15 protein-coding genes are annotated in these 12044 nt (G+C 25.6%); 1 reads left to right on the plus strand and 14 read right to left on the minus strand.

Annotated elements, in window-relative coordinates; all coding sequences use genetic code 11:
- Positions 1-9: 9 nt before the first annotated feature.
- Positions 10-1014 carry a hypothetical protein gene (locus H9660_RS00550; protein ID WP_243190566.1) on the minus strand — a complete coding sequence of 335 codons (1005 nt, stop codon included), beginning with the start codon at positions 1012-1014 and terminating at the stop codon, positions 10-12.
- 11 nt (positions 1015-1025) lie between these two features.
- Positions 1026-1847 (minus strand): diaminopimelate epimerase, encoded by an 822-nt coding sequence (dapF, locus tag H9660_RS00555; protein WP_191747443.1) that lies wholly within the window; start codon positions 1845-1847, stop codon positions 1026-1028.
- Positions 1848-1942: 95 nt separating this feature from the next.
- Here dapF and H9660_RS00560 point away from each other — a divergent pair, with 95 nt between their 5' ends.
- Positions 1943-3691, plus strand: a complete 1749-nt coding sequence (locus H9660_RS00560) for an Rqc2 family fibronectin-binding protein (RefSeq protein ID WP_191747444.1) — start codon at positions 1943-1945, stop codon at positions 3689-3691.
- A gap of 52 nt (positions 3692-3743) precedes the next feature.
- Here H9660_RS00560 and H9660_RS00565 read toward each other — a convergent pair whose 3' ends face one another.
- From H9660_RS00565 to H9660_RS00620, 12 genes are all read right to left on the minus strand, one after another.
- Positions 3744-4901, minus strand: a complete 1158-nt coding sequence (locus H9660_RS00565) for a THUMP domain-containing class I SAM-dependent RNA methyltransferase (RefSeq protein WP_191747446.1) — start codon at positions 4899-4901, stop codon at positions 3744-3746.
- 11 nt (positions 4902-4912) lie between these two features.
- Positions 4913-5452 (minus strand): bifunctional pyr operon transcriptional regulator/uracil phosphoribosyltransferase PyrR, encoded by a 540-nt coding sequence (gene pyrR / locus H9660_RS00570; protein WP_191747447.1) that lies wholly within the window; start codon positions 5450-5452, stop codon positions 4913-4915.
- A 10-nt stretch (positions 5453-5462) separates the two neighbouring features.
- Complete coding sequence (locus tag H9660_RS00575; RefSeq protein ID WP_191747449.1) at positions 5463-6377, minus strand: RluA family pseudouridine synthase; 915 nt, start codon at positions 6375-6377, stop codon at positions 5463-5465.
- A 103-nt stretch (positions 6378-6480) separates the two neighbouring features.
- Positions 6481-7080 (minus strand): DivIVA domain-containing protein, encoded by a 600-nt coding sequence (locus tag H9660_RS00580; RefSeq protein ID WP_191747451.1) that lies wholly within the window; start codon positions 7078-7080, stop codon positions 6481-6483.
- 17 nt (positions 7081-7097) lie between these two features.
- On the minus strand, positions 7098-7868 hold the full coding sequence (locus H9660_RS00585) for a YlmH/Sll1252 family protein (RefSeq protein ID WP_191747453.1): 771 nt from the start codon (positions 7866-7868) through the stop codon (positions 7098-7100).
- A complete protein-coding gene (locus H9660_RS16640) occupies positions 7868-8122 on the minus strand; it encodes a YggT family protein (protein WP_191747659.1) in 255 nt (84 codons plus the stop codon). The genes H9660_RS00585 and H9660_RS16640 overlap by 1 nt, the downstream gene beginning before the upstream one ends.
- Positions 8123-8128: 6 nt before the next feature.
- Positions 8129-8578 (minus strand): cell division protein SepF, encoded by a 450-nt coding sequence (locus tag H9660_RS00595; protein ID WP_191747455.1) that lies wholly within the window; start codon positions 8576-8578, stop codon positions 8129-8131.
- Positions 8571-9248 (minus strand): YggS family pyridoxal phosphate-dependent enzyme, encoded by a 678-nt coding sequence (locus tag H9660_RS00600; protein ID WP_191747457.1) that lies wholly within the window; start codon positions 9246-9248, stop codon positions 8571-8573. The genes H9660_RS00595 and H9660_RS00600 overlap by 8 nt, the downstream gene beginning before the upstream one ends.
- 90 nt (positions 9249-9338) lie before the next feature.
- The gene (locus H9660_RS00605) at positions 9339-10076 is read right to left on the minus strand and encodes a DUF881 domain-containing protein (protein ID WP_191747459.1); all 738 of its coding nucleotides are present in this window, start codon (positions 10074-10076) and stop codon (positions 9339-9341) included.
- Positions 10077-10427: a small basic family protein gene (locus H9660_RS00610; protein ID WP_191747461.1), complete on the minus strand. Its 351-nt coding sequence runs from the start codon at positions 10425-10427 to the stop codon at positions 10077-10079. It lies immediately after the preceding gene.
- 15 nt (positions 10428-10442) lie between these two features.
- Positions 10443-11153 (minus strand): DUF881 domain-containing protein, encoded by a 711-nt coding sequence (locus tag H9660_RS00615; RefSeq protein WP_191747463.1) that lies wholly within the window; start codon positions 11151-11153, stop codon positions 10443-10445.
- Between the two features lie 15 nt (positions 11154-11168).
- A complete protein-coding gene (locus H9660_RS00620; protein ID WP_191747465.1) occupies positions 11169-11918 on the minus strand; it encodes a cell division protein FtsQ/DivIB in 750 nt (249 codons plus the stop codon).
- Between the last annotated feature and the right edge of the window lie 126 nt (positions 11919-12044).

Consider the following 12044-nt stretch of genomic DNA (forward strand, 5'->3'; position numbering starts at 1 on the left):
TAAATACTCCTAATTATATTCTATAAAATAATAATTTCCATCTTCCACATCTATTGAACTTATTGCTTCATCAATACATATATATATTTTTTGATTATCTATATCTTCTCCTCCAACAAATAATATATTTCCTTCACTATCTTTTGATAATCCTTTTTCTAAATTTATTATTTTAGGAAAATCATAAACAAGCCTCTTTATTTTTCCATCTTTTAATTCATATAAAGAATAATTATTATTTTCTACTTTACCTAAAACAAATACTCCATTAGAAGTTTCTTCTATATCAATAGCTTCAACTATATTATTTAAAGAATAACTTACTTCACCAGTTTCATTAATAAATTTTAAATATTTTTGCTTGCCCTCCTTTTCTTGAAGGAATACTAATCCATTATCTAAAACTTTTAAATATTCAACGTATCCTGAGTCCAGTTTGTATAAAAGTTCTTCTGTTCCTTCCTTTATGTTATATATAAATAATCCGTTATTCTTATTTTTATCTACTCCGTAATAAACTAAAGTATCTTTATCTAACCAGTCTAGTAATTCTCCTGAAATATAAACATTACTATTAATATCTATATTTTTATTTTCAGCTAAATCTTTTATCTTTAAATCCAAATAACCATTTTTAACAAAATAACTTAAATAATTCCCACCTCTTGATAACTTAGCTGAATATATATTATCATTATCATTTTCATTTATTAAGAATTCTTCTCCTAAATAATTTACTTTAAATTCTCCATTTTGATTAAAAATAAAATTACCACTTTGTGAATCAAAGGATGTTATTACATATCCTAACTCTACTTTCTCATATATTCCATTACTAAAATTATAAACATTATATTCACCTGATTTTTCAATTGCTATTGCTCCACTATTTAAATCTACTTTAATATATTTTTCTTCTTTATTCTTACATCCGTAAAATATAGATACTACAAATATCATTAATATACTAAGGCTCAATCTTTTTCTTTTTGTTTTTCTTCCTATACTTCTCATATTTTACCTCTTTAAAACAATAATTCACCTTTGCAGATAAACTCTGCTCCTCCAATCATATAAATTTCTTCATTTATAATATTAACTTCTAAATTTCCTCCTAATGTTTTAACTTTTACTTTATTATTAGCTAATCCAAATTTATTTAATGTAGCTACAGATGCACAACATCCTGTTCCACAAGCTAATGTAGCTCCAGCACCTCTTTCCCATGTTTTTACTTCTATATTCCCTTTATCTATTATTTTTACTATATTTACATTAGTACCTTCTAAAAATAAATCATGTTTTTCTATTATTTTACCATCATCTATAGTATATTCATTATTATTATTTATTAATATAGTGTGAGGTACTCCTATTAAAAGACTAGTAATTTTATATAGTTTATTATTTATTAAAATTTCTTCATTTATTAATTCTTCTTTTAATTTTAGTGGTATATCTTCTCCTTTAAAGCTTACCTTACCCATTTTTACTTTAATCAAGTCAACTTTGTTATTTTTTAAATATAGTTCTACTTCTTTTATTCCATCACCTGTTTCAATTAATAACTTATTTCCTTTTATAAATTCTATTTCATATAAATATTTAGCAAAGCATCTTATAGCATTACCACACATATTAGCCCTAGACCCATCACTATTAATAATTATCATTTTTTTATGGCCATAATTAGATTCTCTAACTATAACCAATCCATCAGCTCCTACGCCAAATTTTCTATTGCAAACCTTTTTTGCAATTTGAATTTCATTTTCAATTATTTTTTCATCAGAATCATCAATTAAGATAAAATCATTTCCTAAAGCTTGCATCTTAATAAAATTCATAAAATCCCCTCCATTTCTCCTTATATACCATTGATAAAATTAACTATTAAATGTTATACTATGCTTATGTTATTACCAAAGAAAGGATGATAAATATGGCCTTTGATGGAATCTACTTATATAGTTTAGTACATGATTTCAAAAAATCAATATTAAATTCTAAAATAGATAAAATAAATCAACCAGAAAAAGATGAAGTTATTTTAACACTTAGAAAAGGAAGAGAAAACGTAAAATTATTAATATCTGCCTCTTCAAAATTTCCTAGAATTCATTTAACTAACATAAGTAAACCTAATCCTCTTCAAGCACCAATGTTCACAATGGTAATGAGAAAATACTTAATTGGTGGAAGAATAACTGATATAACTCAATTAAATGGTGATAGAATAATTAAATTACATATCGAATCTACCGATGAACTTGGATTCGATAGTAAATATATTTTAATAGTTGAAATCATGGGTAGACATAGTAATATTACTCTTGTTAGAGAAAGAGATAATAAAGTTATGGAGTGTATTAAACATATATCTTCTGATATAAACACCTTTAGAGTCTTATATCCAGGTGTAAATTATGTATATCCACCTAAATCTAACAAGTTAAACCCATTTGATTTCTCTCTTGATGATTATAATATGTTTTTATGTAATAAAGAAATACAATTTAATGAAGATTTCTTTACAAATGTTTTTACTGGAGTAGGAAAACCTTTATCTAGAAGTTTATATATAAATTTCCTACAAGATAATAATACCATAAATCTAAAAACAATTTTTAATTTCTTTAAATTTTTTATAGAAAATATAAAGAATAATTTTTCTTACTCTATCTATAAAGATAAAGATGTATTCAAAGATTTTTATTGTATTAATTTAGAAAATCTTCAGGATAAATATTTACAAATTAAATTTGATAATCCTAATTTATTATTAGATGAATTTTTTACCGTAAAAGATAAGCAAGATAGACTGTCAGCTAGAAGTATGGATTTACAAAGATTAATTTCTACTAACATAGAGAGATGTGTTAATAAAGAAAAAAAACTTAGATCCATATTAAAAGAGTGCAATGAAAAAGAAAAATTTAAAATTCAAGGAGATTTATTGACTTCGTATATTTATATGATAGAAAAAGGACAAAAGGAAATATCTTTATTAAATTTCTATAATGAAAATGAAGAAGAATATTTAACTATAAAATTAGATGAAAATAAATCAGCCTCTGAAAATATTCAAAAGTTATATAAAAAATATAATAAGCTAAAAAAATCAGAAGAATCTGCAATAGAACAACTTGAAAAAAACAATTCTGAAATAGAGTATCTTAATTCTGTATTAACAAATATTCTAAATTGTGAAGATTATGCAGAAATAGATGATATAAAAAAAGAACTTATAGAAACTGGATATTTAAAATTTAAAGGAAGCTCTAAAAAGAATAAAAAAGATAAAGGATCTAAGCCAATTCATATAATATCTTCTGATGGAACTGATATATATATAGGCAAAAATAATATACAAAACGATTATTTAACTTTAAAATTTGCAAATAAAAATTATTTATGGCTTCACACAAAAAATATTCCTGGTTCGCATGTTATACTTTGCAGCTTTGAACCATCTGATACAGCTATAGAGGAAGCAGCAATTCTTGCTTCTTATTACAGTAAAGCTAAAAACTCTACTAAAGTACCAGTAGATTATACTCTTGTTAAAAATATAAAAAAACCAAATGGTGCTAAACCTGGAATGGTTATATATAATACTAATTACACTATTTATACTGAACCAAGTGAATACAATAATTTAAAATTTGAAAATAATAAAATATTAAAATAATTGATAAAAGAGTTGTCGCATATTATTATGAAACAACTCTTTTTTAGAGACTTTATATATGATTTATAACCATATCTCCAGGGTTTTTAATTAATTCATTATCAAAGTATTGATAATAATAACATTTTAACTTACCATTATAAAGCTTTCTATTTTTGCTTGATTTTATTCCAAAAGGAACTTCAAATTTTTCATAGGAAGTAAGTATATTATAATCCCAATTTATAAATTTTTTCTTATAAGCTCCAAATATCTTATATAGTTCTTCTACTTCCTTCTTTTCTCCTAATCTTTCACCATATGGAGGATTAGAAATCATAAAACCATACTTTTCACCACTTGAAAACTCCTTGAAATCTCTTCTGTGAAACTCTATATACTTAGCTACTCCTGCTTTTTCTGCATTACTTCTAGCTACTCTTAATATTCTTCCATCTATATCATATCCTAATAATTTAATATCTTTATTTTTTATTGCTCTTTCAGCACCTTCTCTTACTTGTTCAAAAATATCTTCATCCATTGTAGGCCATGTTTCACAAGTAAAAGATCTACATAGTCCTGGCGCTATATTTTGCATTATCATAGCAGCTTCTATTAATATAGTTCCTGATCCACAAAAAGGATCTACTAAAACAAACTCCTCTTTCCATCTTGAAATTAAAACCATAGCAGCAGCTAAAGTTTCTTTTAAGGGAGCTGCACCAGCCTCTTCTCTATATCCTCTTTTATGAAGACCTGGGCCTGAGGTATCTATAGTTAATGTAACAACATCCTTTAAAATAGATACTTCTATTTTATATAATGGTCCATCTTCTGCAAATTGTGTAACACCATAAGAATCACTCATACTATCTACGATAGCTTTTTTTACTATAGATTGACAATCTGGAACGCTATGTAAAGTAGATTTTACTGATTTACCATTAACATGCATAAATCCATCTATAGGAATTAATTCACTCCATTTTATACTTTTAGTTCCTTGAAATAACTCTTCAAAACTCCTTGCTTCAAATTCTCCCATTTTTATTAAAATTCTATCAGCAGTTCTTAAATGAATATTTGCAATTGCAATATCCATTTCATCACCCTTAAAATGAACTTTACCATTTTCTGTTCTTAAATCCTCATATCCTAGTGCCTTTAACTCTTTAGCAGTAATACCTTCTAAACCAAAGGTTGTTGTTGCAATTAAATCATATTCCATACTTATCTCCTCTATTTTCCTTCGTAAATTTTAACAGAGTCTTCTCCGTCTATTTCTTCAATTTCTACAGCTATAATTTCACTTTTAGAAGTAGGAATATTCTTTCCAACATAATCTGCACGTATAGGTAATTCCTTATGCCCTCTATCTATTAATACTGCTAATTGTATTTGATCTGGTCTTCCTGAATCCATAACAGCATCTATTCCTGCTCTTACAGTTCTACATGTATATAAAACATCATCTACTAATATTACCTTTTTCCCTATTACTTCTACACCTAAATTAGAATTATTAACCTTTGGTGTATCTTTAATTTCCGTTATATCATCTCTATATAATGTAATATCTACTGAACCAACAGGAACTTTAATTCCTTCAATACTCTCAATATTTTTTGCAATTCTTTCTGCTATAGGATATCCTCTTCTTTTTATTCCTATTAAAACAACATCTTCAACGCCTTTATTTTTTTCTATTATTTCATGAGATATTCTAACTAAAGTTCTTCTTATAGCTTTATCATCTAATAAATTTGCTTTTAAATTCATTTTTTCACCTCTATTTTCTTAAAGTATTTAATAATTCTATATAATAATCTGGTAAATCAGAATCAAATTCCATATATTCATTTTTAGTTGGATGAATAAATCCTAAAGTTTTTGCATGCAAAACTTGCCCCTGTAATTTAAACTTTTGCCTTTTAAGTCCATATAAAGGATCTCCTACTAACGGATGACCAATAGATGCCATATGAACTCTAATTTGATGAGTCCTTCCAGTTTCTAATACACACTTAACTAAAGCTGTATTATTATTGTATTGTTCTAACACTTCATAATGTGTAACTGCTCTCTTCCCATCATCAACAATTGCCATCTTTAATCTATCTTTTTTATTTCTTCCTATTGGTTTATCTACTGTTCCTTCTAATTTATTAAACTTACCTTCTACTAGTGCATAATATTCTCTTTTTATACTATGCTCTTTAAATTGAGCAGCTAAAATATTATGTGCCTCATCATTTTTAGCTATAACTAATATACCAGAAGTATCTTTATCAATTCTATGTACAATCCCTGGTCTTATTACTCCATTTATTCCTGATAAATCTTTACAATGATAAAGTAATCCATTTACTAAAGTACCCGAGTAATTTCCAGGAGCTGGATGAACCACTACTCCTTGAGGTTTATTTAATACAATTACATCTTTATCTTCATAAATTATATTTAGTTCAATAGGTTCTGCTTTAACATCTAACTCAATAGGCTCTGGCATAGTAACTTCTATTTCATCTTGTAGCTTAAGCTTATAATTACTTTTAATTACTTTTTTATTTACAAGTATAGAATTTGAGTCTATCAACCCTTGAATAAATGACCTTGATTTTCCTTCAATTACATTTGATAAGTATTTGTCTATTCTTAAATTTTCATCATTTTCATTTGTTATTTTAAAAAATAATTTATCCATTATAATTCTCCAAAATTTTAATTCTTAACACATTATAATATAACAAACCTTTTCTCTCAATATATAAATTTATTAAAAACAAAAAATCCGTATTAAACGGATTTTATTCTTCTGTTTTAGCAAAAAAGCTTTTTATTTCATCCATATCTTCGGTATATACTTCATCTATCATTTCAATATTATTCGATGATATTTGTATACCTTTTTCTTCAATAAACTTTTCTGTAGGTTCAGAAACATTATAATGTTTAGTTAAATCTTTTTCTAGCTCATCAAAAGTTTCTGTTTGAGCATTCATAAAGTTTCTAAATTTAGCTCTAAATCTTACAAACTCTTGTTTTACTTTTTCATACTCATCATTAATAGATATTACATTATCATGTGCTTTATCTAAAATTTTCTTTGCTGCTTCATTTGCATTTTTTAATATCATGTCTGCTTCTTTTTGAGATGCCTCTCTAGCTTGCTCTGCAGCATTTTGAGCTAATAATAATGTATTTTGTATTGTATTTTCTATTTTAACATAATGCTCTAATTTTTCATTAACTCTTGATAAATTTTCCTTTAGTCTTGAATTTTCTTTAAATAATTCTTCATAATTATCTATTATTTCATTTATAAACTCATCTACTTCTTCAGTATCGTAGCCTCTAAATCCTTTTTTAAATTCCTTATTGCTTATATCCATTGGAGTAAGTTTCATACAATCACCTCTACACATTAAATATATTTTTTTATTATAACTCTCTTTTTACCACTTCTTGTTTCGCCAATAATCTCTCCAATTATATATTTGCCCTTTCCTCTTATGGTTACTCTTGAGCCCTTTAAAAGTTCTTGGCTTTTATCTTTAGTTTTTACATAATCCACCAAAACTTTACTGCTTTCTAAAAGTTCCAAAGCCTTAGCTCTAGATATATTGGATATTTTTGCAACTATATTATCTAATCTTAATGAAGATATATTTATTATTAATTCCTCAAAATTTACAGAAGGTATCATATTTAAATCATCTAAAATTTTTGTTTCAACTGGTGATCTACCAATACAATTCAAATTTGATAAAACATAACTACTTATTTCCTCTATAATAGGAAAATATGCTCTATTTTCTTTTACTACAATATCTCCTATTTTATTTCTTTCAATTCCTAAAGATAATATTGCACCTAAATAATCTTTATGTTCTAATTTAGAAAAATTAGATTTATTAATTACTTCAATAATATTAATAGGATAATCTAATTTATAGGGATTATTAAATGAAATCATTCTTCTTTCAGATTCATCAAAAATTCCATTAGTCTCAATTAATAAACTATTTTTATTACAATACTTTTCAAAGAAACTCCATATATTTGGAGAACAAAAACTACTTGTAAAAATAGTTATATCTTTTTCATAAGCTAACCTATAATTTTCATAAACTTTTATAGCTTCTTTTGCATCTTCATCAGAAAAGTTTTTAAGTAAAATTTCTTTAGTTAACATTAAAATAACATCCTAATATAAGATAATAACATTATTGCAAATAATGGTGAAAAATCTATTATATTATTCTTAAAAACTTTACTTTGTATAACTCTAAAAGGTTGCAAAATTGGATAATTAAAAGATGCTATAATATTATACAACGAATTCTCCCTTATATTAGGGAAAATAGATAATATAATTTCTAAAAAAATAGTTATTTCTAAAGCTCTAGTTAATAATCTAATTGCTAAAAAAACTATTTCTATTTTAATCTCCTCCTATTTGTTCCAATTAAATAACGCTTTGGAACTTAATTCATTTTTTAATTCATTTGTTACTTCAACATTTGAAGGCGATAATAAATAAACTCTATGCTCAATTTCTTGTAAAGTAGCACCTAAAACATAGCAAGAACCGCTTATAAAGTCTACTAATCTTTGAGCAACCTTAGTTTCTAAAGTTGTAGCGTTAACTAAAACTATTTTTCTAGCCTTTATTGCATCAGATATTTCTCTTGCATCATCATAATTAGCAGGTTTAGTAACCATTACCTTAGCTGTTGAAGCTGTATGTATGTTAACTACCTTATTACCTTTTTGTTTTGATATTATAGGTTCCATTTCTTCTTGATTTTCTTCTTCTACTTCTATTTCTTCTAAATCATCGAATTCATCCTCATAGTCTCCAAGCCCCATTATTTCCTTAAATTTTCCAAACATATTACTCATTAGTCAATCCTCCTATTATATTTCTTTTGCCAAAGATTCCTTCTCCAACTCTTATCAAGTTGGAACCTTCCTCTAAAGCTATTTTATAATCATGAGTCATACCCATTGATAAAATTTCCATTGTAATATTTTTGTATGATTTTTTACTTAAATTATCATATATTATTTTCATTTTTTTGAAATAATATCTATTTTCTTCATCATTTCCTTTAGGGATTATAGTCATTATTCCTTTTACCTTACAGTTATTGCAAGCTTCAACCTCATTTATAAAACTTTCTATATCTTCCTCAAAAATTCCACCCTTTGTTTCTTCTCTCCCTATATTTATTTGAATTAAAACATTAGCAATGCAATCTTTCTTCGCAAATTCTTCATCAATTTTTTTTAAAAGTTTTATACTCGATAAAGAATGTATTAAGTTCACTTTACCAACTAAATATTTTACTTTATTAGTTTGTAAATTTCCTATAAAATGCCATCTTATATCTTTAGGTAAGGATTCCTCTTTATCAATAAACTCCTGAACTTTATTTTCTCCAAAATCTCTTTGACCTAAATTATAAGCTATTTTTAAATCCTCTATAGGTTTAGTTTTAGATACTGCAACTAACGTAATATCTTTTGAAATATCATTTTTAATTTTATTTAAATTTTCTTCAATACTCAAGATATATCCTCCTAAAGAGCTTATTTACCTAATGTAATTATTCTTCAAAAAACCTTAAAATCCTTCAATTCTTATAGATTTTTTTAATATTTATTTTTCATCGTATCTTTGCATAAATTGTGGTTCTGTATTTTGCTTTGTTATAGGAATTATAACTTCGTCTTTAACCTCAATTTCTACTTTTATTTTTCTTGCTTTTAACCTTTGAATAACGCTATTTTCTGATAATAATATTGCCTTCATTTCTTCTGGATTTCCTATAACACTAATATAAAATGGTGCAAAAACACTAGATTCATCTTCAAATCCTATATAAGCCCAATAACAACTTACATTGGTATTAGTTAATATTCTATGATTATTAATTGATATTGCTTCTGCTCCTGCACTTCTTATATCATTTATAACTAAAGCCATATCATCTTCATGAATCATTTTTCTAGCTATTTCAGCTTGAGTATCCCAAACCCTATCTATTTCTTCATCTTGCATCTTTATTATTAGACCTGGTCCTTTAACTGCACTTGTTCCGCTTAGTTCACTATAATTTACTAGTTGATTTTTCATATCTTCAATAAGTTTTTCACTTTTTAAAGGATCATCACTATCATATTTACTAATTTGATATCTATAATCAATATTTTGACTTTTTATATCTTCTATATCCTTATAAAGCTGATTTCTCTCTTCAATAGCATTTTTATAATCAATAGCATTAAGAGATTGTATTCCATTGCTTACATCACTTAAATTAATACTATTTATAATTAAAAACCCCGTAATAATTGATGTACCTAAAATAAAAATTTTCCCTTTTATATTTTTCATTTATTCACCTCGCTTACGAGATTTTAAACTTTCTATTATTAATCTTCTTATTATAGCAAAGTTATCAAAAATTCTACCTCCAAATACAATAACTGCTGCTATATACATTGGTATTCCAAGCTTATCACCCAAGTAAGCAAGAGCCGCTGCTAAAGCTGCATTACCAAAAAAGCCTGATATAAATATATCTGCTTTAAAATTTTTAGATAAAGAAGCTCTTACCGCTCCAAAAACTGAATCTAAGCAAGCAAGTATTGCAACAGACATATAGGGAGATAAAGTTTCTGGAATATTAACATCTAATAATAACCCTAAAAGAACACCTAATAAAAGACCTATAAATGCTATCATTTTTAATCCCCCTTTCTAATTTACTGGCTTAATATACTCATTCTTTAAAGATTGAGTTGTTTTAGTTATTATAATTTCATCACTTTCACTAACTTCACTTTGATAATTACGTAAAGCTCCATAATCTAAGACCCCAATAAAATTAGCTGCTACTTTTAATGCTTGCTTATCTCCAATTGCCTTTATAACAATTTTTCCAGTGGGATCTATTTTAGATGTTCCAATCCAGATCCAATTACCTGAACTTTTAATACCTGTTTGAGGTGTTAGCCTATAATCATTAACAGATATAGCCTCTGCTTTTATATATCTTAATGAATTAACTACATGAACTATCTCATCTTCTGATATAGTTCTATTATCTGTATTAGATCCAAATATATTAGTCTTTGGTGTAATTGTTATAATAATTCCTGGTCCTTTTACATCTAATAATCCTAAATTCATTCTTGCATTATCTAGTTGCTTCTTAATTTCAGCTTCAAGTGCCCCATTATTAGATGCCTTTTCCTCTAATTCCTTAAGCTGTTCAGACAAATCACTATTAGTCTTACTTAATTCTTCTTTTTCTTTTTTTAAAGCTTCAATTTCTGCTATAATATCTCCATTTTGACTATTAACATTTATTTTATCTTTCTCATTAAGCAATTTAAATTGATGTGCTAGCAAAAAACCCAAAAATGCACAAACAATTGCTACAAAAATCTGCGATGTTAATTTTTTCATACTAATTCCCCCTTTCTATTCAACTTGATTAATCACAGGAGCTCCGTCAAAACTCATATCAATATATCCTTTTGTTATAATACCCTGCTCTATAATATTTAAAGCTATATTTACTTTATCAAATATATCAGTACTATCCCCTAATTTTATTTCTACATCCCCTATAATACAACTAATATTATTAAGATCGAAAATATTAATCTCTGAAATTTTATACTCTGGTGGCAAAACTTCTATCATTTTATAGAAATTTTCTAAAGTTGATGGCATATATGAATCTTCACATATCTTTTCACCAATTTTTTTATCTGAAACATCTATACCTGTTAACTTAGTTAAACTTCTATCACCTAGACTTTCTAAATCTTCTACTACTACCCCTTCAGTATTAATAGCTTTATACTTATCATTACTAATTAAATAATATGCAATTTTATCTTCCACAATATTTATTGAAATTTTATTAATACCTTTTTTACTTATTTTTACTTCTTTAATATATGGATTTTCCATCAGATCTTCTTCAATCTTATTATAATCTATTGTAAAAATGTTTTGCCCTATATTGTATTTTAATAATTCTTGTAAACTATCATTATTTAATGTTACTAGTCCTGTTATATTTATATTTTTTAAGTTGAACATTGGAGTTTTATATATAAAAATTATAATTCCAATGATCAATATAAATAATCCCAGTATTAATTTTTTAATTATTTTTTTTCTTTTTTTCTTAATTACAAATTTTCTTACATTAGTATTCATAGTTCTCCTACTTTTGCATAATATTATATATTATCATAATATCACTTTTTGGTTATTTTTTCATTATATATTTTACTAAATTTAAAGTTTTATTATAAATTAATATTATCTTTATATATTATCTAA

The sequence above is a fragment of the Clostridium gallinarum genome (genome assembly GCF_014836325.1).
Lineage (GTDB): Bacteria > Bacillota > Clostridia > Clostridiales > Clostridiaceae > Clostridium > Clostridium gallinarum.